Origin of the sequence: Haloglycomyces albus DSM 45210 (genome assembly GCF_000527155.1) — a bacterium.
GTDB classification, from domain to species: Bacteria; Actinomycetota; Actinomycetes; order Mycobacteriales; family Micromonosporaceae; genus Haloglycomyces; species Haloglycomyces albus.
The window spans coordinates 575,379-600,569 of the sequence record NZ_AZUQ01000001.1 but is presented as its reverse complement, the minus strand read 5'-3'; the positions used below and the strand labels follow the sequence as shown (position 1 = coordinate 600,569).

The window sequence follows — 25,191 nt, the reverse complement described above, 5'->3', positions numbered from 1 at the left end:
ATGGGTGTTGAAGAAAAACTGCCCTCCGGAATTATTTTGACCAGCGTTGAAGGCATCGTCAACTGGACACGTCGCGCTTCGCTGTGGCCGGCCACGTTCGGGCTGGCCTGTTGTGCCATCGAGATGATGGCGACCGGCGCGGCCCGTTACGACACCGGTCGTTTCGGCATGGAGGTGTTCCGCGCTTCGCCGCGTCAGGCCGATCTCATGATCGTGGCGGGCCGGGTAAGTCAGAAGATGGCTCCCGTGGTCCGACAGATCTATGACCAAATGGCCGACCCCAAATGGGTGCTGTCCATGGGCGTCTGTGCCTCTTCGGGCGGCATGTTCAACAATTACGCGATCGTTCAGGGCGTCGATCATGTTGTCCCGGTGGATATGTATCTACCTGGTTGCCCACCTCGGCCGGAGATGCTGCTCGACGCCATTTTGAAGCTGCACGACAAGATCCAGCACGAGCCGCTGGGAGAAAAGCGCCGTCTGGAGCAGAAGGAAGAAGAGCAGCCGACCGTGCGTCCTGGGGAAATGCCCTCGTCCTATCGCTTTAACAAGCAGCGCAAGAAGGAATGGACGGAAGCGGCGGAAAAGGGTGAGCAGGAGCAACTGCGCATCAAGAAGGCGGTGGTCCGGAAATGAGTGAGCAAAAGGGACTTTTCGGGGTATCCGGCTCGGGTGACACCTCGGGCTTTTCGGGCCTGGTGCGGCAACCGGCCCACCCCGACGAGATCATATCGAGCCCGGCGCCGTACGGGGAATACTTCGACGAGGTCGTCGACGTACTACGCGAACGACTCGGTGGGGAGTCCCTTCGCGCGGTGGTGGTGGAGCACGGCGAACTCACCGTGCACATCGCTCCCGACCGTACCGCCGAATTCTGTAAGGTGCTGCGGGACGATGAGAATCTCAAGTTCGAGTTCTGCAACTCCCTGTCGGGAGTGGACTATCCCGACCAACAACACCACCTGCACGTCGCCTACCACCTGACGTCGATGACCTATCGGCGCCGGATTCGAGTGGAGACCTCGGTGGGGGCCGACAATCCGGTGGTCGCGTCGGTCACCGGCGTGTATCCCACCGCGGACTGGCAGGAACGCGAAACCTACGACATGTTCGGCGTCATCTTCGACGGACACCCCGCTCTCACCAGAATTCTCATGCCCGACGACTGGGAGGGATATCCGCAAAGGAAGGACTATCCCCTCGGCGGCATCGATGTGGAATACAAAGACGCGCACATTGCCCCACCTGATCAACGGAGGTCTTATAAGTGACTGCCGAATCGTACGCCTCCGAGCGTCACACCACCGAAGGGAAGGTTTTCACCGTCACCGGTGGAGATTGGGACGACCTGGTCACCGAGGTGGACCCGGTCGGTGAGGACCGCCTGATTGTCAACATGGGGCCGCAGCACCCCTCGACACACGGAGTATTGCGACTCGTCGTCGAGCTGGAAGGCGAGATCGTTCGCTCGATCCGACCCGTGATCGGCTATCTCCACACCGGTATCGAAAAGAACCTGGAGTACCGTAACTGGACGCAGGGAACCACTTTCGTGACCCGGGCCGACTATCTCGCCCCGATCTTCAACGAGACCGGCTACTGCATGGCCGTGGAGAAGCTGCTTGACATCACCGTCCCGCAACGGGCGCAGACCATTCGAGTTCTCATGATGGAGCTCAACCGCATCGCCAGCCACCTGGTCGCTTTGGCCACCATGGGTATGGAGCTCGGGGCGCTGTCGATGATGATCTACGGATTCCGTGATCGCGAGAAGGTTCTCGACATCTTCGAAGCCGCGAGCGGACTGCGGATGAACATGGCCTACATTCGCCCCGGCGGTCTGGCCCAGGACATCAACGACGAAGCCATCAGTCTGATCAAGGACTTCCTGGAGTACATGCCCAAGGCGCTCGACGATTACGACGACCTCCTCACGGGCAACTCCATCTGGCAGGAACGCACGCAGGGCGTGGGGTACCTCGACGTTTCCGGCTGCCTCGCCATGGGAGTGACCGGTCCGGTCCTGCGTGCCGCCGGATTGCCGTGGGACCTGCGTAAGACGCAGCCGTACTGCGGCTACGAGGATTACGACTTCGAGGTGCCCGTCCACACCGGAGCCGACGCCTGGGCGCGCTACCTGGTGCGCATCGATGAAATCCGCGAGTCACTGTCGATCGTGCGCCAGGCGCTTGACAAGCTCGAGCCCGGACCGGTGATGGTGGAGGACAAGAAGATCGCCTGGCCGGCTCAGTTGGCCGTCGGTGCGGACGGAATGGGCAACAGCCTCAACCACATTCGCCATATCATGAGCCAGTCGATGGAAGCTCTCATTCACCACTTTAAATTGGTGACCGAAGGATTCCGGGTACCTCCCGGACAGGTGTACTGCAACGTGGAGGCCCCGCGCGGTGAATTCGGCGTACACGCTGTCTCCGATGGAGGAACCAGACCGTTCCGCATCCACATGCGGGACCCGTCGTTTATCAACCTGCAGGCGATACCTGCGCTTGCGGAGGGAGGACTCTTGGCCGACGTGATCGCCGGGGGCGCCTCGCTCGATCCAGTCATGGGAGGGTGTGACCGGTAATGCCACAGTCGGACAAGGCCGTGTCGGACATAGTTCGTTCCGAAAAACTGCGGGAGCAGGCGGCGGAGATCATCGACCGCTATCCACCGGGCCGCGAGCGCTCGGCGCTCCTGCCGCTGTTGCATTTGGTGCAGTCGGTCGAAGGGTACGTATCCGACGACGGAATCTCATTCTGCGCCGAACAACTCGGCATTACCAAGGCTCAGGTCATGGCGGTATCGACGTTTTACACCATGTACAAGCGTCAACCGACTGGCGACTGGCTGGTCAGCGTCTGTACCAATACCCTCTGCCGTTCCAAAGGCGGGCAGTCGATCTACGACCGTCTGTCTACCGAGCTGGGAGTAGGGCACGACGAATCCACCGCCGACGGCAAGTTCACCCTCGAACACGCCGAATGCCTGGCCGCATGCGATTACGCGCCGGTGGTGACGGTCAACTACGAATTCTTCGATGACATGGACGAAGAGTCCGCCGTCGACCTGGTGCGGGAATTGCGAGAAGGCAACCGTCCCTTCCCCAGTCGGGGTGCGCCCCTCTGCACGCTTAAGGAGACTCAATTGATTCTGGCGGGGTTCGATGATGATCGCACCCCGGCGATCGAGGCGAATGCGCAGGGAGATGCCACGTTGGCCGGGGCTCGCCTTGCCGCCGAGGCCGGTCAGTCGGTGTCGTATGGCGACCCCGACTCTCCTCTCCTTTCCGAAACCGAAGAGGCCGTAAGTGAGTAGAACCGTAGTGCCCAGTCCACGTCAGCCTAGCGATAACGTCCTAGCGAAACTGAAACCCGTCCTGACCAAACGGTGGCTGTCCCCATCGGCATGGAAGATCGACGTGTACGAGGAGTTGGACGGCTACAAGGCCCTCCGTAAAGCTCTGCGGTACACCCCCGATCAGTTGGTGGAGTTCATGAAGGAGTCCGGCCACCGCGGACGTGGGGGAGCGGGCTTTCCAGTCGGAATGAAATGGCAGTTCGTTCCCAACGACGACCAAGAGCACTACATGGTCGTCAATGCCGATGAAGGCGAACCGGGAACCTGCAAAGACCTGCCGCTGATGATGAACGACCCGCATTCGGTCATCGAAGGCGTCATCATCGCCTCCTACGCCATTCGCGCCTCCCGCGCCTATATCTACATTCGTGGGGAAGCCGTTCACGCCGCACGTCGCCTGCGTCGTGCGGCCGCGGAAGCGCGCGCGGCGGGATACTTGGGAGACGACATCCTGGGCAGCGGATTCGATCTACAGATCCATGTGCATTCGGGAGCCGGTGCCTACATCTGTGGTGAAGAGACCGCGCTCTTGGACTCCCTGGAGGGATATCGCGGTCAGCCGCGTCTGCGTCCGCCCTTCCCCGCCACCCACGGGCTCTACCAGAAACCGTCGTGCATCAACAACGTCGGTTCGATCGCGTGCGTCCCGCACATCGTGCTGGGCGGGGCCGAATGGTGGAAGAGCCTCGGCAGTGAGAACGCCGCCGGGACCATGATCTACTCCCTGTCGGGCAGGGTTCGCCGACCGGGGCAGTACGAATGCGCACTGGGAACCACGCTCCGCGAGTTGATCGAACTGGCGGGAGGCATGGAGGAAGGCCACGAGGTCAAGTTCTTCACTCCCGGAGGCTCGTCCACGCCCCTGCTGACCGCCGAACATCTCGATACGCCTCTGGACTTCGACAATGTGGCGCAGGCGGGTTCGATTCTGGGTACGACGGCGATCATGATCTACTCCGATCAGGATTGTCCCGTGGTGGCCTCCTGGAGGTGGATCAAGTTCTATCACCACGAGTCCTGCGGAAAGTGCACCCCGTGTCGCGAGGGCAATTTCTGGATGATCCACGTCTATGAGCGCATCCTGTCGGGACAAGGCTCGATGGACGATTTGAAACTGCTCACCGACGCGTGTAAGAACCTGCTGGGACGGTCCTTCTGCGGACTCGGAGACGGAGCCACCTCGTGCGTGACGTCCTCTCTCAAATACTTCCGCCAAGACTACGTGGATTACATCGAAGGTAATAAACAGCCGTTGTTCCACGCTGACATGATTGGAGCCCACTGACATGGTGGAAGAGACAGTCACCTTCACCATTGACGGTCACGAGATCACCGTCCCTCAAGGGACCCTGTTGATCCGTGCCGCCGAACAACTTGGCATCGAGATCCCGCGTTTCTGCGACCATCCTCTGCTGAAGCCGGCCGGTGCCTGTCGGCAGTGTCTCGTGGACGTCCCCGACATGGGGAACGGGCGCGGCATGCCCAAGCCCGCCGCCTCCTGCACGACCACCGCCATGCCCGGCATGGTGGTGAAAACCCAGCACACCAGTGAGACGGCGCGCGATGCTCAAGAGGGAATCATGGAATTCCTTCTCATCAACCACCCCTTGGACTGCCCGGTCTGCGACAAGGGCGGCGAATGCCCGCTGCAGAACCAGGCCATGTCCGCCGGGCGAACCGAAACCCGGATGGAGGCGAGCGACAAGCGCACCTACAAGAAGGCCCTGCCGATTTCCCCGCAGGTGCTGTTGGATAGGGAACGCTGTGTGTTGTGCGCTCGCTGTACGCGTTTTTCCGATGAGATCGCCGGTGACCCGTTCATCGAGCTCATGGAGCGAAGCGCGCTGGAGCAGGTGGGGATCTATGAGGACGAACCGTTCGATTCCTATTTCAGCGGAAACACCGTTCAGATCTGTCCGGTCGGAGCGTTGACCAGTACGCAGTACCGCTTTCAAGCGCGCCCGTTCGACCTGGTGTCGTCGGATTCCATCTGTGAGCACTGCTCCGCGGGTTGCGCGCAACGAACCGACCATCGTCGGGGTAAGACTCTGCGTCGCCTGGCGGGTGAGGACCCGGCGGTCAATGAGGAATGGAACTGTGACAAGGGGCGTTGGGCCAGCGATTACATCGAGGCCACCGACCGTATTACCGAACCCTTGGTGCGTGACGAGAACGGCCGCCTGCAGCCGACCTCGTGGCCGGAGGCGTTGCGGGCGGCGGCCGACGGTTTGCGGCAGGCCCGTGACGAGGCCGGAGTCGGAGTACTTCCCGGTGGTCGTCTCACCGTGGAGGATTCCTACGCTTACTCGAAGTTCGCCCGTATCGCGTTGAACACCAACGACATCGACTTTCGTTCGCGGCCGCACTCCTCGGAGGAGGCGGAATTCTTGGCCAATGCGGTGGCCGGGCGCTTCCCGGCGAATGGGGCGGTGACCTATGAGGCCTTGGAAAGCGCCGGTACGGTCGTCTCCGTCGGTCTGGAGGCCGAGGAGGAATGTCCCATCCTGTTCCTGCGGCTGCGTAAAGCCGCGGAAAAGCACGGCCTTAACGTCAAGGTGGTGGCACCCTACGCGACGAACGGAACCCGCAAGATGGGCGCCGAACTGGTCGACTGCGCCCCGGGCGGAGAAGCGCAACTCTTGGCCGAATGGACGCGGGAAGGCCCCGTCCGCGAGGCCTTGTCTGAAGAAGGGGCCGTGATTCTCCTCGGGGAGAGGTTGGCGACGGTGGAAGGCGCCTTGAGCTCTGCCGTGCGTTTGGCCCGCGAGACGGGCGCGACCCTGGCCTGGGTCCCGCGACGGGCCGGCGACCGCGGTGCCGTGGAGGCCGGTTGCCTTCCCGGCATGTTGCCCGGTGGCGGACTGAGCGAATATCCCGCCGACCGTGACCTGTTGGCCCGTTATTGGGACGTCGATTCTCTACCGGAAAAGAACGGACGCAATGCCTTCGATCTCCTGGCCACCGCTGCCGAGGCGGATCTGGGAGGTTTGCTGTTGGGCGGGGTGGATCCCTACGACTTCGTGGACGCTCCGGCCATCGAGGCGGCTCTGTACGCTACACGATTCATTGTGAGCCTCGAAATCCGTCACTCCGCGGTGACTCGGGTGGCCAATGTCGTGCTACCGGTCGCCCCGGTGAGCGACAAGGCCGGTGCGTTCTTCAACTGGGAAGGGCGCCTGCGCGGTTTTGAAGCCACCTTCGACACCGAGTACAAATCGGATCACGAGATTCTCGATGCTCTGGCCGAGACCATGGGCTACAAGCTCGGTCTGGCCGATGTGCATGAGGTTCGTGCCGAGGTCGCCGGGTTGCCCGATCCCATGACACGGCAACCCGCTCCCGAAGTGGAGCCGGCCTCGCTGCCGAGTCCGGGTGCCGGCAAGGCCGTTCTGGGCACGTGGCGGCAGCTGTTGGACGGCGGTAGCCTGCAGGAGAACAATCGGCACCTGGCCGAGTGTGCTCCCGATCCGGTGGTGCGGTTGTCGCGCCATACCGCCGCTTCCATTGGAGCCGAGGAGGGTAGCGGCGTCACCGTGGGCACCACGATCGGTTCGATCACGCTGCCGCTGCGCGTCACCGCCATGCCCGACGACGTGGTGTGGCTCCCGACGAACGCGCCCGGGCGGGGCATCTTCCGTCATCTGGGGGCCGGAAACGGCCAAGTGGTATCGATATCCAGCTATAACCACTCCACTCCCGCGCAACGCGTCGACGTGAAGGAGAGGACCCTATGAGCACCTTCCCCGAGATTCCGTTCTGGCTTACTGCGCTGAAGGCTCTGGGCACCTTTGTGGTGCTGGTGGTGTTGGTTCTGTTCACCATCTGGTTCGAACGCCGTGTGGTCGCCTTCATGCAGGTGCGGCCGGGGCCGAACCGCAACGGGCCCTTCGGGCTTCTCCAGTCACTGGCCGACGGCTTGAAGCTGGCGTTCAAGGAGGACATCACTCCGCGTACCGCCGACAAATGGACCTTCCTGCTCGCTCCGCTCATTGCGGTCACCTGTGCGTTCACCGCCTTTGCGGTGATACCGATGGGGCCCGAGGTGAACATGCTGGGCCATGCCACGCCCTTGCAGCTGACCGACTTCGAGGTGTCGGTGCTGTTGATTCTGGCCACGTCGGCCGTTGGGGTGTACGGTCTCGTGCTGGCCGGTTGGTCGTCGGGGTCGGCGTATTCGGTACTGGGTTCTCTGCGCGCCGCCGCACAGGTGATTTCGTACGAGATCGCCTTGGGGCTGGCGGTGTTGACGGTGTTCTTCCAGTCCCAGCTGACGTCCATGTCGGCGATCGTCAACAGTCAATCAGAGCCGTTGCAGCTCAATATCTTCGGAGCGAACGTCAATCTACCCGGCTGGTACTTCCTGATCCTGGCACCGTCGTTCGTGATCTTCTTGATCAGCATGGTCGGGGAGACCAACCGCGCGCCGTTCGACCTTCCGGAGGCGGAATCGGAGTTGGTGTCGGGGTTCGCCACCGAGTACTCCAGCCTCAAGTACGCCTCTTTCTTCCTCGCCGAATACGTCAATATGGTCACCATGTCGGCCCTGGCCACCACCCTTTTCCTGGGCGGTTGGCGGCCTCCCTTCCCCGAATCGTGGTGGCCGGCGGCGTCGGAGGGATACCTACCGCTGGTGTGGTTCTTCGGAAAAGTACTCCTCATGCTGTTCGTCTACGTATGGCTGCGCGGTACCCTGCCGCGTCTACGCTACGACCAGTTCATGCGCCTGGGCTGGAAGGTTCTGGTTCCGGTCTCGCTGGTCTGGTTGATGGCCTTGGCGGCGATCAACATCGGTGGCGGAGCCGAACAGACGCAGGCGACCCGCGTCGCCTTCGTGGGAGTGGCGTCTCTCGGAGTCGCTCTGCTGATCATGTTCTGGCCCAGCCGTAAGCCGTACACGCCGCCAGAGGAACCCGATACCGGCGTGGGCGGCTATCCCGTCCCACCCGTCGATCTCGCGGTACCGCCCACGCCCCGCGGCATGACCGAACTCCGCGAGAAAGACTCCGCCGAGCTGGAGGAATCCTCCGATAGGAAGGACAACTGACATGTGGGGTTCACTGAAGAGTTTCACCGTCACCTTTAAACACATGTTCAAAAAGCAGGTGACGGAGGATTATCCCGACCGGCCTCCGAAGGTGGCGGCTCGCTACCACGGACGTCACGTCCTCAACCGGCATCCCGACGGGCTCGAGAAGTGCATCGGATGTGAATTGTGCGCCTGGGCCTGCCCGGCCGACGCGATTTACGTCGAAGGTGCGGACAACACCGAGGCCGAACGGTATTCGCCCGGAGAACGTTACGCCAAGGACTATCAGATCAACTACGCCCGCTGCATTTTCTGCGGACTCTGCGTCGAAGCCTGCCCGACCCGCTCGCTCACCATGAGCAACGAGTACGAGCTGGCTTCCGACGACCGGCGTGAACTGATTTACACCAAAGAGCAACTGCTTGCTCCGCTGTCCGAATCGATGGAGGAGCCGCCTCACCCGATGCGTTTGGGCGACAGTGAAAAGGCGTATTACGGGACCGGGACCGACAATCCGGGAGCCTCCCAGGGGGCCGAGTACTCGCCCGTCGAGCTCAGCGAAATGCTGCGGCAACGGAAGAGTTCCGCCGACGACCAGCACACCGACGGCGAACGGAGCGCCGAAAATGTATGACACCGCAAGCTTGATGGCCGCGTCCGGCGGGGAAGCCGTGGCGTTTTGGATTCTCGCGCCGATCGCCCTCGGCGGAGCCATTGGCCTTGTCCTCGCCCGCTCGGCCATCCATGCCGCCCTCATGCTGGTCAGCACCATGTTGTGCATGGGCGTGTTCTACATAATGCAGTCGGCCCCGTTCCTGGGATTTACCCAGATCATGGTGTACACCGGCGCGATCATGATGCTGTTTTTGTTCGTGCTCATGCTCTTCGGTCGCGGTAGTCGTGATTCGGTTATGGAGACGTTGCGGGGACAGCGTCTCGCCGCCGTCAGCCTCGGCATCGGACTGTCGTTCCTCCTGTCGGGAGGTATCGCACACGCGGTGTCCGGCTTGGTCGTCTCACCCACCGGTCCACCGGAAGTCGTGACGTCGGCCGGGAACCCGTCCAACATCGCCGCCATCGCGCACAGTCTCTTCGGCACCTACGTGTTCGCCTTCGAAATCATCGCCGGTCTGCTCACAGTGGCCGCCATGGGCGCCTTGATGTTCGCCCATGTCACGAAGTACGGGCCGGCCAAGACTCAAAAAGAGAACAGTCGCGAGCGCTTCGCCGAAGGCAATTATCCCGGGCCACAGTCGGGTCCCGGGGTGTTCGCCACCTCGTCCTCGACGGCCACGCCGGCGCTCCTGCCGGACGGCTCCGTTGCCGGTTCCTCGATATCGGAACACGTGCCTCAACGGCAACTGAGCGACACCGAAGCGGCCCCGAAGAATACGCAAGGAAGTTCCAAGTGAATCCCGAGTACTACCTGATCCTGTCCGCCGCACTGTTCTCCATTGGAGCTGTGGGAGTTCTGGTGCGGCGCAACGCCATCGTGGTGTTCATGTGTGTGGAGCTCATGCTCAACGCCGCCAACCTGAGCTTGGTCACCTTCTCCCGCACCACCGGAACCATCGACGGACAGGTCATGGCGTTCTTCGTCATGGCCGTCGCCGCAGCCGAAGTCGTCGTCGGACTCGCGATCATCATGGCGATCTATCGTTCCCGCCGATCCGCCTCCATTGACGACGCCAATCTACTGAAAGCTTAATGCGAGGATAGACCGTGGACGACGTAATCTATGCCAGCCCGACCGGGATACTGTCCCTCACCTGGCTGCTCATCGCTCTACCGGCCGCAGGGGCGATCGCGCTGCTGTTGGCCGGAAAGGCCGCCGATAAATGGGGCCACTGGCTCGGAGTCGCCACCGTGGCGGCGGCGTTCGGACTGGGATTGGCCCAGACCATTGCCCTCGCCGGTCTCAGCGAGACGGCGGTGTTCAGCGAGCTCTACACGTTCCTGACCGTCGGCGACGTCGACATTCAGGCGAGTCTTCTACTCGACCCGCTCAGTGCGGCATTCGTCCTGCTCATTACCGGAGTCGGATCGCTCATCCACATCTACGCGGTGGGATACATGGCCCACGATCCGGACCGCCGCAAGTTCTTCGCCTACTTCAACCTGTTCGTCGCCGCCATGTTGATTCTCGTGCTCGGCGGGAACTACATGATGACGTTCATCGGCTGGGAAGGCGTCGGACTTGCCTCCTACCTGCTGATCTCCTTCTGGCAGTTGAAACCGTCGGCCGCCACCGCCGGTAAAAAGGCCTTCCTGGTGAATCGAGTGGCCGACGTCGGCTTTCTCATCGCCATCTTCGCGCTCATCGCCACGATCGGCTCCTTGGACTTCGCCACCGTCACGGCCAACGCCGACGGACTCAGCACCGGCATGACCGTTCTCATCGGATTGTGCCTCCTGGCGGCCGCCTGCGGTAAGAGCGGCCAATTCCCGTTCCAATCGTGGTTGCCCGACGCCATGGAAGGCCCCACTCCGGTATCGGCTCTGATCCACGCCGCCACCATGGTGACGGCCGGGGTTTACCTCATCGCCCGCAGCCATGTGCTGTTCAGCCTCAACGACACCGTGCAGACCGCCGTCGTCGCCATCGGCGCCTTCACGCTGCTGTTCGGGGCGATCATCGGTTGCGCCAAGGACGACATCAAACGCATTCTGGCCTGGTCGACCGTCAGCCAGATCGGATACATGTTCCTCGCCGTCGGACTCGGCGGCGGAGCGATCATCCTCGGCCTCATACACCTGTTCGCCCACGGTTTCTTCAAAGCCAACCTGTTCCTCGGCTCCGGGTCGATCATGCACGCCATGAACAACCAGACCGACATCCGGCGCTTCGGAGGACTCTGGAAGGTCATGCCCTGGACCTACGGCACCTTCGCAACAGGATGGCTGGCCATCATCGGAATGTGGCCCGCGTCCGGTTTCTTCTCGAAGGACCCGATCATCCACGCCGCCTTCGCCAAAGAAGGAGCCCAAGGCTGGATACTCGGGTCGGCGGCACTTCTCGGGGCCGCCCTCACCGCCTTCTACATGACCCGCCTGTTCATCCTCACCTTCCACGGGCCCAAACGCTGGGACGACGACGTCAAACCACATGAGAGCGGACCGATCATGGTCGGCCCCCTCGTCCTCCTGGCCATCGGATCACTTGCCGGCGGCTACCTCCTCTACACTCGCCTGCCCGGCTGGCTGGAGCCGGTCGTCACCGCCGATCCGAAAGCCATCCACGGGTCGCTCAGCCATATGGAGGTCACCGTGATGACGCTGGTCGCCGTCGTCGCCTCCACCGCACTCGCCTGGTGGTTCTTCCGCAGCGGAACCGATGAAGCACCACAGGCGGCCGCCTTCCCCGTCCGCGCCGCACGCGCCGACCTCGGGGGAGAACTCGTCAACAAGGCGGTCTTCGAACGCCCCAGCGTCTTCGCCGCCCGAGCCTCCGTCGCCTTCGACGCACGCGGAGTCGACGGAGTCGTCAATGGACTGTCCGCCACCGTCGGAGGACTCTCACGTCGTGCCTTGAACCTCCAGACCGGCTACGTCCGATCCTATGCCCTGTCCGTCCTGTCTGGTGCGGTCATTCTCCTCGCCAGCATCTTCGTGGTGGTGTTCCAATGATACTCACTAGCATCGTCGCGCTCCCCGCCTTGGGGGCGCTCGCCGTGGCCCTCGTGCCACGTGCCAAAGCCGACGTCGCCAAATGGACCGCGCTTGCGGTGGCGATGGCCACCGCCGCGCTCGCCGCGATCGCGGCATTCCAATTCGACTACGGCGGCAACGCCGCCTGGCTGCAGCTGACCGAATCGTACGCGTGGATACCGGCCTGGGATTTGAACTTCTCCTGGGGCATAGACGGCATCGCACTCATGCTCGTACTCCTGACGGCCGGGCTCACTCCGATCGCCGTCCTGGCCGCCTGGCGCGATCTCAACGCCGTGCACCGATCCGTACCGGCGTTCTTCGGGCTCATACTGGCGCTGGAAGCGAGCATGCTGGCGACCTTCCTGGCCGCCAACGTCCTACTGTTCTACATCTTCTTCGAAGTCATGCTGGTCCCGATGTACTTCCTCATCGGCTCCTACGGCAGTGGACCCCGTCGGCAATACGCCGCGGTCAAGTTCTTTCTCTACTCCTTCATCGGCGGGCTGTTCATGCTCGTCGCCGTGATCGGAGTATGGGTACAGTCCGGAGGCGTCTTCGAGTGGGCCGCCCTGGTCGGAGCCGACGGTAACGACGCCGCCCTACAGCTCGGTGCCGGAAGCCTGCAGAACTGGCTGTTCCTCGGCTTCTTCCTCGCCTTCGCGATCAAGGCGCCCTTCTTCCCCTTCCACACGTGGCTTCCCGACGCCGGCGGTGCCGCCCCGGCCGCGATTGCCGCACTCCTGGTGGGAGTCATGGACAAGATCGGCACCTTCGCCATTCTGCGTTACGCGCTCCCGATGTTCCCCGATGCGGTGGAAACCTTCGCGCCGTGGGTCATCGCCATGAGCGTCATCGGTATCGTATACGCGGCCTTCGTCGCCATCGGACAACGCGACCTGAAGCGCCTCGTCGCCTACACGTCGATAGCCCACTTCGGATTCATCGGCGTGGGAATCTTCGTATTCACCACCTCGGCGGCCACCGGCGCGGTCCTCTACATGTTCAACCACGGCCTCGCCACCGGACTGCTGTTCATCGTGGTCGGTATGTTGACGCTGCGCCGCAAGTCGGCGAGCATCGGCGACTACGGAGGCGCCGCCAAGACACTGCCGCTCTTGGCGGGGATCTTCCTATTCGCCGGACTGGCGTCCCTGTCCCTTCCCGGAACGGCACCGTTCATCAGCGAATTCATGGTGCTGCTGGGAGCCTTCACCGCCAGTAAACCGGTGGCGGTCATATCCACCCTCGGCATCATCCTCGCCGCGGCCTATGTGCTGTGGATGTATCAGCGGACCATGCAGGGGGAGCGCAACATCGCGCTCGACGACATCCCCGCCATGCGCCGGGACCTCACGATCCGGGAAAAAGCTCTGGTCACGCCCCTGGTCGTGGCAATACTCGGTTTTGGATTCTTTCCACAACCCTTGGTCAACATGGTTGAACCGGCAGTGAACCACACCCTGACCTACGTCGACGTGGACACGGCCGACACCGACACGGCCCAAGCCGAATCGAACCAAGATTAGGACAAGTGCCTCATGGAGACAATAATCCACTGGAATGGGCTCGCGCCCATCGCCATCATCTTCGCGGCGGCGTTCATCGGCTTGCTCGTTGAAACCTTCATACGCAGCAACACACATCCCGAACCCACCGCCGAACTGCGTTCGCGACTGCATCTGGCTCTGAGCTTGGCGGCCATGGCCCTGTCACTGTTCTCCATCGTGCGACTGTGGGGAACGGAAGGCGCGGCCTTCACCGTATGGGGTCCCACGGGTCAGGAGGAGTTCCTGGCTCCCATCCTCATCGATGGGCCCGGGCTGTTCTTGCAGGCCACCCTGGTCGTATTGGCGGCGGTGGCCACCCTGTTCATCGCCGAACAACGCACGGTGAAAGGCGGGGACTTCGTCGCCCAGGCCGCGGTGGTGGCCGATTCACCCGCCGACATCGAGCAACGTCGTCTGGTGGGGGCGACCGAGATTTACCCGCTGACGCTGTTCGCGCTGTCCGGAATGATGATCTTCGTCGTCGCCGGAGACCTCCTGACCATGTTCGTGGGCCTGGAAATCATGTCCATTCCGCTTTACCTCTTGTGCGGCCTGTCGAAACGGCGGCGGCTCATCAGTCAAGAGGCGGCCTTCAAGTACTTCCTTCTGGGAGCTTTCGCCTCGGCGTTCTTCGTCTACGGCATGGCCATGGTCTACGGATTCGCCGGCAACGTGGCCCTGCCCGGAATCGCGGGTGCGGCCGAAGTGAGCGAACAGCCCAGCGCGATCCTCTACATCGGTGTCGCGATGCTGGCGGTGGCCCTGTTGTTCAAGGCCGCCGCAGTGCCGTTCCACATGTGGACGCCCGACGTCTACACCGGGGCGCCGAGTGCCATTACGGCGCTCATGGCCTCCTGCGTGAAGGTCGCCGCCATCGGAGGCCTGTTGCGCGTCTTCAATATGGCCTTTGCCGATTCGGTGGCCAGTTGGCACTTCATTCTCACCGTCGTCGCCGTGGCGACGATGCTGGGTGGCGCGCTGTGGGCGGTCACGCAACGCAATATCAAACGGCTGCTGGCCTACTCGTCGATCGCCAACGCGGGCTACCTCCTCATTGGAGTCATCGCCCTCGGAGACGCCGTTGGAGCGACCATGTTCTACCTGGTCGCCTACGGATTCACGGTGATCGCCGCCTTCGCCGTCATCTCGCTGGTGCGCGACGGAGACAACGAAGCGACCGACCTGTCCCGCTGGGCCGGTTTGGGTAAACACAATCCCTTGCTGGCACTGGTGGTCACCGTCCTCATGCTGGCCCTGGCGGGCATACCCTTCACCAGTGGATTCACCGCCAAATTCGGGCTGTTCGCCGCCGGCGTGTCGGCGGGGGAGATGACCCTGGTGATCGTGGGAATCGTGTCCTCGGCGATACTGGCGTTCCCGTATCTGCGAATCGTCGTGTTGATTTGGCTCAACGAGCCCGCACCCGACGCCCCGCACATCAGTATGCCCAGTCCGATGGCCGGTTCCGTGGTGGCCATGGGCGTCATGGCGACCCTCCTGCTCGGAGTGGCTCCGGGCCTGCTCATCGACCTTGCCGATGGCGCGGGGCAGTTCATCGAACTCGCCAGGGCCCAATAGTTCACCGTGAGACGGTCATGCGGGCCGCCGCGATGCGGTCCGCATGACCGTCAACTGTCGAAACCCTGAGTCAACCACTCTTCGATGGCCGATCCGGCCGCCGCGTGTTCCCCCGACAGTCGACTCAACATCTGTTTACCGAGATTGTCGGCCTCCGACGTCGAACCGGCCGAGTACAGGAGGATCATGGCGTTCTCCACCGCTTCAACCGCCTGAGTGGGAAACGCCGGATCCTCCAAATAGGCGTCCCGGGCCTTGAGCTCCAATTCCAAGAGAGGAGCGATCTCCTCTCGATCGGCGGGGGTGCGCCCCAATTGCTTGGTCAACGAGCGATACAGCAACTGTGCGTGCTGCCGATAGGTGTGGCCCAACTCGACGCGGCATTGAATCCGATAGGCCTCCGCGGCCGATTCGTCGCGAGCCTCCTCCAACAGACGTTCGGCGATGTAGGCCATGGTGGACAGCGCCTTGGTGAATTCGTCCTCGGACGCGGTGGGCATCGCCTCGATCGGGAGTCCGGGCGGCTCTACCAACAGCCACGCCACCGAACGGGACGCCCGAGCCCACAGTTGAAAGGCCCCGTCGCGCTCAAAGGCTTGAGCGGCGCGAGGAAACATCTCCAGTGCCTCGTCGTAGCGCTGCGCCGACTGCAACAGCTGCGCTGCCGTCCACAGGCTATTGGCCCACAGCGTTTCGACCTGCAGCTCGGGGTTCTCCTCCATAATCGCCAACGCTCGGTTCGCGTGGTACAGCCCCGATTCGGCCTGGCCGATCTCCTCGTAGATCTCGGCCAAGTGGGCGTTGAGATTGATCAGATGCCCCACGTCTTCCTCATCGACCTCGGGTAGAACGGCTTCGAAATAGTCGATCGCCTCGCGGTGCCGACCTTGACGCCGGAGAGACAACGCCATCATGTGGCGAGCGACCAGGCCGCCGCTGGGAATGTCGTGCTCGTCGCCCCATTCGGCCATCTTCAGGCAGGCGCGCTGGCACTCGTCCTCGTCGTCCAGCCATCCGTGCGCCTCGGCCAGAACGTTGTAGAGGGTGATCACGATACCGGGGTGGATGTACGGGCCGATCTCCTCGACGCCCTTTTCGGCGATGGCAACGGCGTTGACCGGTTGTTCCAACCCCATGTACGTGGTGGAGAGGTTCATGCAAATACGGTTCAGCACACCCGGGTTCTCCGACAGCAGGGCAAGGTCATAGGCCTTTCGCAGAATCTCCACTCGCCGGTCGTGGTCTTCGGTCAACCCTGCCGCGAGGTCAAGGACGTCGCAGCGACGGAAGTAGGCCCACCGGTGTGCGAAGGTCTCCAGAATCGAATCGAGTTCCGTGGCTCGATCGTAGAGAGCCAGCAGCCGCGCCGGTTCCTCTTCCTCGGACATCACCAGTTGATGAATCCGCCCCGCTTCGACCCGCAACGTCGTCGCACGCACCGAGTAGTAATCGCGCTCGTCGATGCGTCCGTCACTGTACAGTTCCTCGGCCCGCTTGCGAACCAGTTCCAGCGCCTCCAAGACCTGATGGGGCGATTGATGGAACGATTCGGAGAGAATCTCCACCTGCAGAGCGAGCGCTCGTCCGGGTAGGTCGGCCTCGGTGAAAAGCTCGAAGATCCGCTCCAGCTCCGGTAGGGTCTCGTGCGGTTCGTAGAGAGTGTGGGTTTTGGCGTAGGCCACCTGTGCTTCCAGGGATCCGTGCAGTTCGACGCCCAGCCGATGGGAGATTTCGCCGACCTTTTCCCAGGCGACGGTCTGTCGGGGCAGAAACTGGTCGGTGCGTTGTTGCGCTTCGAGTATCGCCTCGTCGAGGTCGTCTTCGGAGTATTCGGGTGGAGACGTCTCGGTTTTCACCGCGCTGTCGGAGGTGGGCCGCACGTTTTTGAATCCGAGTGGGACGGCGATGGGAAGGCGGCCGAAGTTCGCCACGTCGTCCGACGCCACGGTACGGTGCGCGTTTCCATTGCGGCGGTCGAAGCGGTGCGACAGTTCGTAGCGCCGTTCGTCGGCGAAGGGGAGCAGATCGAGGGCGCTCCAGGATTTCTCGTACGGACCGGGTATCCGGTATTCCTTGTGCCCGAGTTCAATGAGCCGGCGGCAGAGGAGAGACAGGACGTTGTACAGGCTCAGTTCCACGGCCGGATTCAGGGGACCGAAGAGCAGTCGGGCGTGTTCGGTAAGAATGTCGACGGCGCGGGACTCATTGCCCGACACCACGCAGAATTGGAGGTGCTCGATAACGTAGTCCAGCAGGTCGCCGCGACCTCGAGTGAGGGCGTAGCCTTCCAGATGCGCGTTGCGGGCCTGGTCCGGTTCCTCGGTCAGGGCATGGGCGAACATCGCAGCCGCCAGTGCGCCCTGTGGCTGTGAACTGCAGGCGTCGGAACCTTCCAGGGCCGAGCGTAGATGCGGGGTGATGGTGTCGGCGGGCGCGTCGGAATCCCACAGAAGATCGGCGAGCTGTTTCATGCGGCACGCGTGGCAATCGCTGAGTTCGTCCGGCTCGTGGAGGTCGGCCTGCTCCAGCGCCGCGTTGACGCGGTCGCCGTCACCGATGTGATGGGCGATCTTGGCTTCCTCCAGGTAAACGGCGTTCAGTGAGTGGCCGTTGGCCTTATAGGCCTCCTTGAGATCGTGCCAGGCCTCTTCCACTTCCGGCCAAGGGACGTCCGGATTGTCGCGCAGGGCGTTGAGGACCCACTTGTGTCCCCAGAGGTAGCGATGTGTGAGGTAGCTGTCGAAGGAGGAGGGCTGCTCGGTCCAGCGTTGCTGAAGGCGGCGAAAGGTGTCCACCAATCGGGTCGCGTCCGGTGAGCAGACATAGGCCACCATCAGGTCGACGAGACAGTAATTGATCAGCTCGTCGTTGTGGGAACGCTCGGCCGACTCCAGCGCGTCCCCGAGGACTGCGATTTTATCCTCGCCGTCAGGGTGTTCGTCGACCGTCCAGATCAGATTCCAAATCTCATCGTCACTGTTGAAAATCATGCTGTTTCCTCAAAACGGCTGGGGTAGCGGCGATTGGGGGCCGGAATTCAGCCATCGTTGCCGACAACCCGCTCTATCCACCGGTCGTGGGACCGGTAGTCGGCGTTCTCCGCGTTTTGTTTGCGGCCCAGTTGATCGGTAAATCGCTTGAAGTCCTCCGGATTGGCCATGGTACTCGCAATCGGTGTCTTCTCAACCTCACCGTCGAGGTATACCAACACGATGCGTCCGTTGACGATGTCGAGGCGCTGACATCGACAGGTCAACTGCGGGTATTTATACGCTACGAACCCGAGACCGGCCATGATGATCTGGTTGTCGTGCGGATGGTAATAAAAGTACGGGCGGTTCAGCATGAGTATGCCGACCACGACGGGTATGACGGAAACGAACAACTGTACGACAAGAATGTTTTCCAGCGTCGTAAACATCAGCCACGTCACCCATACTGCGGAGAAGACACCGAGCCCGATGAAGAGCCATGCCCAGGAACGGCGGTATCGTACGCGCACGTCAACGCCCTTTCTCACTGCGAATTGTTTCCAATTCAGTGTAATGAGGCCGGACATCCCCGGGTGGTACCGAGATGGCCGGAGGTCGGGAACGGTAATCGATCACGTCTGGCGGTCGGCCATGTAATCGCAGATGTCCCAGAATGCACGTTGCGTGTGCCCCTTCGGAAGCGAATCGGCCAGCTCCCGTGCTCGGTTCAGATATCCGTCCAGGGTCTTGCGGGCCTGTCGCAGACCTTCCGAACGGCGAAGCAACGACAGCGCCTCGTCCAAGTCCTGTGCGGCGACGGGTTTGGACACCAGTTCGCGCAGGCGGGCCTCGTGCGGGTCGGTGCCTTGCAGGGCGTACAGCACCGGCAGGGTCGGTATCCCTTCCATAAGGTCGGTTCCCGGAGTCTTACCGGAGTTGTCGGAGGAGACGTCGATGATGTCGTCGGCGATCTGAAAGGCCACTCCGACCGTTTCGCCGAAGGATCCGACCGTTTTGACCTGCGACTCGGGGGCTCCCGACAGCCAGGCCCCGAAATGCGCACAGCAGGCGATGAGCGAACCGGTCTTTTCGGCCAGAATATCCAGGTGCCAGTCGATGGGGTTGGTGGCGTCCGGCTGCGGGATCGTCTCATTGATCTGGCCACGAACCAGTCGGGCAAAGGTTTCGGCTTGGTAGCGCACCGCGCGTGGCCCCAACGTGGCCATGATCTGTGCGGCCAAGCTGAACAGGTGGTCGCCGGTCAGGATCGCCACGGAATTCGTCCAACGTTGATTGGCGCTTGGACCCCCGCGTCGTTTGCTGGCCTCGTCCATGACGTCATCGTGGTAAAGCGTGGCGAGGTGAGTGAGTTCGAGGGCGACGGCGGCGTCGTGAACGCCGGGGGCCTCCGGGTCTCCCAGCTGCGCGGCGGTCAGGGTCAGAAGGGGGCGGAATCGCTTACCACCCGCGTTGATGAGGTGCGCACCGGTCTCGCGGAGTAGCGGATGTTCGGTGTCCACCGCGCGTAGAAGGCCGTCTTCGATGTCGCTCAGCGCGGCGCTCACCGATTGCGCGAACTCGGGGTCGGTGAACATGGGTGTGTTCTGGGCTTGCTCCGTGGTTGCCACCCCCCTACCTTAACCTGTGTTCGCGCGCATGTCGTAACGCATCAGCGATTCAGGGAGGTCGGTGATAAGGCCCCGGTTCAGCCAACAGAGGGAAATTCGCATCAAGACATGTACCGGTGGGTGCGAGGTGCCCGAGCGCTGTGGAAACTCCCGTTATCCGCAAGCGGCCGGATCAAGGTCGGTCGGGAGCCGGGCACCGTGGACCAATGTCTGTGGACATGGGGGGAGGAGGCCGCTCAGGGCTGGTTTACGGGGATTCGTTCCTGTATAGTGTCCTCTTAACCACATTGACTGTTGTCGTGTAGTGACCGGTGATTGGGGAACGTGCCCCTTCGACCCGTACCGTGGACGACCGCGGCTGAAATTGGACTTTCCCCGGCAAAGGGAGAGATCCCGCGAATGCGGGAGATGAGCTGTGGTGGTGGAATGCGATATGGGTGGGGACTCGGAGCCACCACCACAGCTCTATGGGAAAAGTTGGTTTCCGCCTCTGCTGAACCGACACTCGCAGAAACGGAAACCAACTCCCTTGGAGGAACGACCAGGTGGGAGGTCGAACCATGTGAGTTGAGTTGATCGGTGTGAACGTGATTGAATTGCAGTCACGCGTTCACTGATATCTATGGTGCACCCGTCTCACGGACAACACAAACCGGAGTTGTTTATATAGTTAGACGCCGTAGAACGAGTTTCCAGCTGCGGTGGGGCAGCCGACCATTGCCAACGGCGCGCAACCTATAAGGCTAAAAGGACGTGTACTTACATGGGGGACAGTAAGAAACCAGGTGGTGCCGGCGGAACCATTCAAAGCGTACAGCGCGCTCTGCGCATCATGGAATTCATCGGACGCCACCCGAACGGAGTTTCAGCACAACGAGTGGCGCATGAGTTCAAGCTGGGGAGAGCCACCGCCTACAACCTGCTCCGCACGATGGTGAAGGAACGATACGTCATGCACGGCGAAGACGGTCGTTTCATGCTGGGCACCCAAGTGACTCAGCGGTATTCCGATTTGACCCGATCGCTGTCGGGGCCGGGTGACATTAACGGCCTGGTCAATCGCTTGGTCTCGGAAACCGGATACTCGGTCTTCCTCGCTTCGATGATCGATGAAAAGGTCACGCTGGTTGACGTCATCGAAGGTAAACGCAGTCCACATGTGGAGGATTTGGTGGTCGGCTTTGACGAGGGCGCACACGCGACCGCATTCGGCAAAGCCCTACTGGCCACCTTGCCGGAGGAAAAACGACTCAACTACGTCGGCGAATACGGCATGCGTCCGTTCACCCGAAACACCGTGACCGATTACCCGCATCTTGACTACGACCTACGGGTGTCGAGCAATCGCGGCGTGTACCTCGAAATGGAACAGTACCGGCCCGATATCTCCTGTGCGGCGGTCTTGGTTCCCTCGCTGTATCAGCAGCGCAACCCGATTTCGATCGCGACCGCCGTCCCCACCGAACACATGAGCCGATGGAAACCGCTGATCACCAAGCGACTGACGCGAGCGGCACGGGAAATGTCGGTTTTCGTGGGCCGCTGACCGATCGACCGCGGCCCCCGCGCCCCAGTCCGGTGACCGGACGGCACGAGAGCCGCGGAGAACGACCTGATGCCCCGGAACGTAGGTGCCCGGCCGCACCTCCACTCGCCTTCGCAAGCCTCGTTAATCTCCGGAGACGGAGTCGGGGAGCAGAAGGTTGATGACCCAGGAGATGACGCCGATCAGGAGAGCGCCGAGGATCCCCGACCCGATACCGTCCACCTCGAAGGGCAGATTCAGTTCGCCCGCTATCCAGGCGGTCAACATGAGGAGAAGACCGTTGACCAGAAGCGAGATCAACCCGAGGGTCAACACGTAGAAACCACAGCCCACGATTTTGATCAGCGGCTTCAGAACCGAGTTGACGACCCCGAATATCGCACCGATGACGGCGACGGTGAGGATCTTTTCCACGAGCGAGGCGTCGGTGAGTTCCAGATCGATTCCCGGCAACAACCAGGCCACAATGGCGACCGCGATGGCGGTGACCGCTATTTTGGAGAGAATCTTCATGACTGTAATAGTGCCAAAGCAAGGCTGCGTAAATGAAACCGGGACACGTCGTAAGCTTCCATTGCGCGATGGCGGCCGATAATCATCGCGAAAACGCGCTGAACGGCTTCCCGTGCCACGTTCTCCGGACCTTCCGGCGCCCACTCCATCTCCGTGACGGCAGGCGAAGTTCGCGGAGCCCCGTAACTCGGCGCAGGTGAACGTCAATGACTCCGGCATCGCCGGGTGGGCGGTCGTTGACCGTGGTTCCCACTCGACGATGCCGGATCGTAGTGTCGCCGTGCCCGGGAAAACGACGGCAACGGTCGGACCGCTTAAAGAACCGTCCAGGTGTCGCCCGAATGCATCAGCTGGTCGAGAGCGGCACGCTTATCGACGTCCGCCGAGGCCTCATCGACCTGCTGACGCACCAGCTGATCGTAAGTGGGGCGCTCCACACTGCGGAATACCCCGATGGGCGTGTGGTCGAGCGAGGACCCCGACAGCCGCGACAGCGAATAGGCATAGGCGGAGTCGGGAATGTCTTCGCGGTGGACTACGATGTCGTCCTCGGAGACGTCGGAATAGTTCACGACCTCGAGACCGTATCCTGCCCGCGCTACGGCCTTGTCGCCGAAAACAATCGGCTTGCCGTCGTCGAGGCGGATCAGCGACTCGTCGCGCGTCTGCGGGTTTTTGAGAGTCTCGAAGGCGCCGTCGTTGAAGATCGGGCAGTTCTGATAGATCTCGACGAAAGCGCTGCCTTCGTGCTCTGCCGCCGCTTTCAGTACCGACTTCATGTGTGCCCGGTCGGAATCCAAGGTCCGGGCCACAAACGTGGCTTCCGCCCCCAGCGCCAGTGAGAGCGGGTTGAACGGCGCGTCCACGGAACCGACGGGAGACGACTTGGTGAGCTTGCCCGATTCCGACGTCGGGGAGTACTGGCCCTTCGTCAAACCGTAGATGCGGTTGTTGAACAGCAGGATCTTGAAGTTCACATTGCGCCGCAGGGCGTGAATCAGGTGATTGCCACCGATCGACAGCGCGTCACCGTCTCCGGTGATCACCCAGGTGGAGAGGTCGGGTCGGCTGGCGGCCAAGCCCGTCGCGATCGACGGCGCTCGCCCGTGGATGGAGTGCATCCCATACGTGTTGAGGTAGTAGGGGAACCGCGACGAGCAGCCGATACCCGAGATGAAGGCGATGTCCTCTCGCGGGATGCCCAGTTCGGGAAGGAACGACTGCATGGCGGCGAGGATGGCGTAGTCACCACAACCGGGGCACCAACGGACTTCCTGATCGGATTTGAAGTCTTTGGCCTTCAATTGAGGTTTGGTCGTCAGGCTTACCGGTTCAGTCATTGCTGATTACCTCTTTAAACGCATCTACCAGTTCGGTCGAGGTGAACGGAAGTCCGCGCACCTGGTTGTATCCGACAACGTCCACATCGCTGAACATTCCCCGCAGGAGGAACGACAGCTGACCGAGGTTCATTTCGGGAACGATGACCTTGCGGTAACCGCGGAGGACCTTCTCGGTATTGGCGGGCATGGGATTGAGGTACCTCAGGTGGGCGCGAGCGATCGGGAGACCGTCATTGCGCAGGCTGCGTACGGCCGCTCCGATCGGTCCCCAGGTCGATCCCCACCCGAGCACGAGAACGTCGGCGTTGTCGGGATCGTCGACCTCGAGGTCGGGGACGTCGATTCCGGCGATCTTGGCCGCCCGGGTGCGGACCATGTGGTCGTGGTTGGCCGGGTCGTAGGATATGTTTCCGGTGCCGTCGGCCTTTTCGATTCCCCCGACGCGGTGTTCCAGACCCTTGGTACCCGGAATGGCCCAGGGGCGGGCGAGGGTCTCGGGGTCCCGTTGGAAGGGAAGGAAGACCGGTTCGCCCTTGTCGTCGACGGCGTTGGGCTCGTCGGCGAAGGCGACGGTGAGGTCGGGGAGGTCGTTCAGGTCGGGGAGGTTCCACGGTTCGGAACCGTTGGCCAGGTAGCCGTCCGACAGAAGCATGACCGGAGTGCGGTAGGTGACGGCGATCCGAGTCGCCTCCAAGGCCGCGTTGTAGCAGTCCGAGGGCGATTGCGGAGCGACGATGGCGACCGGGGCCTCGCCGTGGCGGCCGTTGAAGGCCATCAGCAGGTCGGCCTGTTCGGTCTTGGTCGGCATTCCCGTGCTGGGGCCGGCGCGCTGCACGTCGATGACCACCAAGGGCAGCTCCAATGACACCGCCAGCGAGACCGTCTCGGATTTCAACGCCACCCCGGGGCCCGAGGAGGTCGTCATTCCGAGCGCCCCGCCCCAGGAAGCGCCCAGTGCGGCTCCGGCGGCGGCGATCTCGTCTTCCATCTGCGCGGTGGTGACCCCGAAGCGTTTGTGCTTGGACAGCTCGTGAAGCACGTCCGAAGCGGGAGTGATGGGATAGGCCCCCAGGAACACCGGTAGGTCGGTCGCTATGCCCGAGGCGACGACGCCCCACGCCAACGCGGTGTTACCCGTGATGTTGCGGTAGGTCCCCGGTCGCAGCGTTGCCGGCGGCACTTCGTAGCGTACGGCGAAGGCTTCGGCCGTCTCCCCGTAATTCCATCCCGACCGCAGGGCCGCGATGTTGGCTTCGGCGATGTCGGGCTTGGCGGAGAACTTCTTACGGAGGAATTCTTCCGTCACCTCGGTGGAACGGGAGTACATCCACGAAACCAGACCGAGAGCGAACATGTTCTTGGAGCGAGCGGCGTCCTTTTTACCGATCTCGAATTCGTCGAGCGCGGCGATGGTGAGTGAGGTTAGGGGAACCTCATGGAGTTGATAGGACTCGAGGCTGCCATCCTCGAGGGGGTTGGATTCGTAGCCGACCTTGGTGAGGTTCCGGCGTCCGAACTCATCGGAATTGACGACGATGATGCCGCCGGGTTTGAGGTCGCCCAGGTTGGCCTTGAGGGCCGCGGGGTTCATGGCGACGAGGACTTCGGGGGTGTCGCCGGGCGTGAGAATGTCGGTGTCGGCGAAGTGGATTTGGAAACTCGACACGCCGGGAAGGGTTCCGGCTGGAGCCCGGATTTCGGCAGGATAGTTAGGGAGGGTGGAAAGGTCGTTGCCTAGTTTGGCGGTTTCGGCAGTGAAGCGATCGCCTGTCAACTGCATCCCGTCACCAGAGTCCCCTGCAAAGCGGATGACGACCCGGTCGAGCTGCCGGACGGTATTCACCAAAGGCTCCTTAAGCGGGTAAAGCGCCACAGTGACGCCGATTTTTACAACATGATTATTACGTTATTGCGATGCTACGTCGTCGTGGACGTCCTGCCCAGTACCGGCGTTGCGATTGGCACGCAATTCACCAAGAATAACCGGCGTGAAGGTGTGACCCAGTGAACACATAGGGCATTCCTTC

Annotated in this window: 19 protein-coding genes and 1 pseudogene; 14 read left to right on the top strand and 6 right to left on the bottom strand. The window is 62.1% G+C overall.

Annotated elements, in window-relative coordinates:
- The 13 genes and pseudogenes from HALAL_RS0102950 to nuoN all read left to right on the top strand — a co-directional run bounded on the left by HALAL_RS0102950 (position 1) and on the right by nuoN (position 15,162).
- Positions 1-636, top strand: a complete 636-nt coding sequence (locus HALAL_RS0102950) for an NADH-quinone oxidoreductase subunit NuoB (RefSeq protein WP_025272574.1) — start codon at positions 1-3, stop codon at positions 634-636.
- On the top strand, positions 633-1,271 hold the full coding sequence (locus HALAL_RS0102945; RefSeq protein ID WP_025272573.1) for an NADH-quinone oxidoreductase subunit C: 639 nt from the start codon (positions 633-635) through the stop codon (positions 1,269-1,271). The genes HALAL_RS0102950 and HALAL_RS0102945 overlap by 4 nt, the downstream gene beginning before the upstream one ends.
- A complete protein-coding gene (locus HALAL_RS0102940) occupies positions 1,268-2,587 on the top strand; it encodes an NADH-quinone oxidoreductase subunit D (protein ID WP_025272572.1) in 1,320 nt (439 codons plus the stop codon). Before HALAL_RS0102945 ends, HALAL_RS0102940 begins: the two co-directional genes overlap by 4 nt.
- Positions 2,587-3,300, top strand: a pseudogene (nuoE, locus tag HALAL_RS0102935) (NADH-quinone oxidoreductase subunit NuoE); the annotation flags it as partial. The gene HALAL_RS0102940 and the pseudogene nuoE, both read left to right, overlap by 1 nt.
- Before the next feature lie 10 nt (positions 3,301-3,310).
- Positions 3,311-4,645 (top strand): NADH-quinone oxidoreductase subunit NuoF, encoded by a 1,335-nt coding sequence (gene nuoF / locus HALAL_RS0102930; RefSeq protein ID WP_245598017.1) that lies wholly within the window; start codon positions 3,311-3,313, stop codon positions 4,643-4,645.
- Between the two features lies 1 nt (position 4,646).
- Positions 4,647-7,094 (top strand): NADH-quinone oxidoreductase subunit G, encoded by a 2,448-nt coding sequence (locus HALAL_RS0102925; RefSeq protein ID WP_025272569.1) that lies wholly within the window; start codon positions 4,647-4,649, stop codon positions 7,092-7,094.
- Positions 7,091-8,404: an NADH-quinone oxidoreductase subunit NuoH gene (gene nuoH / locus HALAL_RS0102920; RefSeq protein ID WP_025272568.1), complete on the top strand. Its 1,314-nt coding sequence runs from the start codon at positions 7,091-7,093 to the stop codon at positions 8,402-8,404. Before HALAL_RS0102925 ends, nuoH begins: the two co-directional genes overlap by 4 nt.
- A gap of 1 nt (position 8,405) precedes the next feature.
- On the top strand, positions 8,406-9,020 hold the full coding sequence (gene nuoI, locus HALAL_RS0102915) for an NADH-quinone oxidoreductase subunit NuoI (RefSeq protein ID WP_025272567.1): 615 nt from the start codon (positions 8,406-8,408) through the stop codon (positions 9,018-9,020).
- Complete coding sequence (locus HALAL_RS0102910; RefSeq protein WP_029767279.1) at positions 9,013-9,798, top strand: NADH-quinone oxidoreductase subunit J; 786 nt, start codon at positions 9,013-9,015, stop codon at positions 9,796-9,798. The genes nuoI and HALAL_RS0102910 overlap by 8 nt, the downstream gene beginning before the upstream one ends.
- Positions 9,795-10,094: an NADH-quinone oxidoreductase subunit NuoK gene (nuoK, locus tag HALAL_RS0102905; RefSeq protein WP_025272565.1), complete on the top strand. Its 300-nt coding sequence runs from the start codon at positions 9,795-9,797 to the stop codon at positions 10,092-10,094. Before HALAL_RS0102910 ends, nuoK begins: the two co-directional genes overlap by 4 nt.
- Before the next feature lie 14 nt (positions 10,095-10,108).
- Positions 10,109-12,013: an NADH-quinone oxidoreductase subunit L gene (gene nuoL / locus HALAL_RS0102900; protein WP_025272564.1), complete on the top strand. Its 1,905-nt coding sequence runs from the start codon at positions 10,109-10,111 to the stop codon at positions 12,011-12,013.
- Entirely contained in the window at positions 12,010-13,563 is a 1,554-nt protein-coding gene (locus HALAL_RS0102895; RefSeq protein ID WP_025272563.1) for an NADH-quinone oxidoreductase subunit M, read from the top strand. The genes nuoL and HALAL_RS0102895 overlap by 4 nt, the downstream gene beginning before the upstream one ends.
- A 12-nt stretch (positions 13,564-13,575) precedes the next feature.
- Positions 13,576-15,162: an NADH-quinone oxidoreductase subunit NuoN gene (nuoN, locus tag HALAL_RS0102890; protein WP_025272562.1), complete on the top strand. Its 1,587-nt coding sequence runs from the start codon at positions 13,576-13,578 to the stop codon at positions 15,160-15,162.
- A gap of 50 nt (positions 15,163-15,212) precedes the next feature.
- Here nuoN and HALAL_RS0102885 read toward each other — a convergent pair whose 3' ends face one another.
- The 3 genes from HALAL_RS0102885 to HALAL_RS0102875 all read right to left on the bottom strand — a co-directional run bounded on the left by HALAL_RS0102885 (position 15,213) and on the right by HALAL_RS0102875 (position 19,762).
- Entirely contained in the window at positions 15,213-18,152 is a 2,940-nt protein-coding gene (locus HALAL_RS0102885; protein ID WP_025272561.1) for a tetratricopeptide repeat protein, read from the bottom strand.
- A gap of 47 nt (positions 18,153-18,199) precedes the next feature.
- Complete coding sequence (locus HALAL_RS0102880) at positions 18,200-18,664, bottom strand: hypothetical protein (RefSeq protein ID WP_025272560.1); 465 nt, start codon at positions 18,662-18,664, stop codon at positions 18,200-18,202.
- Between the two features lie 102 nt (positions 18,665-18,766).
- Positions 18,767-19,762 (bottom strand): polyprenyl synthetase family protein, encoded by a 996-nt coding sequence (locus HALAL_RS0102875; protein WP_025272559.1) that lies wholly within the window; start codon positions 19,760-19,762, stop codon positions 18,767-18,769.
- 763 nt (positions 19,763-20,525) lie between these two features.
- On the opposite strand from HALAL_RS0102875, the gene HALAL_RS0102870 reads away from it, so the two are divergent.
- Positions 20,526-21,308: an IclR family transcriptional regulator gene (locus HALAL_RS0102870; protein ID WP_025272558.1), complete on the top strand. Its 783-nt coding sequence runs from the start codon at positions 20,526-20,528 to the stop codon at positions 21,306-21,308.
- 123 nt (positions 21,309-21,431) lie between these two features.
- Here HALAL_RS0102870 and HALAL_RS0102865 read toward each other — a convergent pair whose 3' ends face one another.
- The 3 genes from HALAL_RS0102865 to HALAL_RS0102855 all read right to left on the bottom strand — a co-directional run bounded on the left by HALAL_RS0102865 (position 21,432) and on the right by HALAL_RS0102855 (position 25,010).
- Positions 21,432-21,821 (bottom strand): phage holin family protein, encoded by a 390-nt coding sequence (locus HALAL_RS0102865; RefSeq protein WP_025272557.1) that lies wholly within the window; start codon positions 21,819-21,821, stop codon positions 21,432-21,434.
- Between the two features lie 314 nt (positions 21,822-22,135).
- Positions 22,136-23,161, bottom strand: coding sequence for a 2-oxoacid:ferredoxin oxidoreductase subunit beta (locus tag HALAL_RS0102860; protein ID WP_025272556.1), 1,026 nt, complete (start codon positions 23,159-23,161; stop codon positions 22,136-22,138).
- Positions 23,154-25,010 carry a 2-oxoacid:acceptor oxidoreductase subunit alpha gene (locus tag HALAL_RS0102855; protein WP_035534325.1) on the bottom strand — a complete coding sequence of 619 codons (1,857 nt, stop codon included), beginning with the start codon at positions 25,008-25,010 and terminating at the stop codon, positions 23,154-23,156. The genes HALAL_RS0102860 and HALAL_RS0102855 overlap by 8 nt, the downstream gene beginning before the upstream one ends.
- Positions 25,011-25,191: the final 181 nt, after the last annotated feature.

Excerpts from the sequence above, each read along its gene's own strand:
- HALAL_RS0102950 (WP_025272574.1), top strand. The coding sequence starts at position 1 with ATGGGTGTTGAAGAAAAACTGCCCTCCGGAATTATTTTGACCAGCGTT.
- HALAL_RS0102945 (WP_025272573.1), top strand. The coding sequence starts at position 633 with ATGAGTGAGCAAAAGGGACTTTTCGGGGTATCCGGCTCGGGTGACACC.
- HALAL_RS0102925 (WP_025272569.1), top strand. The coding sequence starts at position 4,647 with ATGGTGGAAGAGACAGTCACCTTCACCATTGACGGTCACGAGATCACC.
- nuoH (WP_025272568.1), top strand. The coding sequence starts at position 7,091 with ATGAGCACCTTCCCCGAGATTCCGTTCTGGCTTACTGCGCTGAAGGCT.
- nuoI (WP_025272567.1), top strand. The coding sequence starts at position 8,406 with ATGTGGGGTTCACTGAAGAGTTTCACCGTCACCTTTAAACACATGTTC.
- HALAL_RS0102910 (WP_029767279.1), top strand. The coding sequence starts at position 9,013 with ATGTATGACACCGCAAGCTTGATGGCCGCGTCCGGCGGGGAAGCCGTG.
- HALAL_RS0102895 (WP_025272563.1), top strand. The coding sequence starts at position 12,010 with ATGATACTCACTAGCATCGTCGCGCTCCCCGCCTTGGGGGCGCTCGCC.
- nuoN (WP_025272562.1), top strand. The coding sequence starts at position 13,576 with ATGGAGACAATAATCCACTGGAATGGGCTCGCGCCCATCGCCATCATC.
- HALAL_RS0102885 (WP_025272561.1), bottom strand. The coding sequence starts at position 18,152 with ATGATTTTCAACAGTGACGATGAGATTTGGAATCTGATCTGGACGGTC.
- HALAL_RS0102870 (WP_025272558.1), top strand. The coding sequence starts at position 20,526 with ATGGGGGACAGTAAGAAACCAGGTGGTGCCGGCGGAACCATTCAAAGC.
- HALAL_RS0102865 (WP_025272557.1), bottom strand. The coding sequence starts at position 21,821 with ATGAAGATTCTCTCCAAAATAGCGGTCACCGCCATCGCGGTCGCCATT.
- HALAL_RS0102860 (WP_025272556.1), bottom strand. The coding sequence starts at position 23,161 with ATGACTGAACCGGTAAGCCTGACGACCAAACCTCAATTGAAGGCCAAA.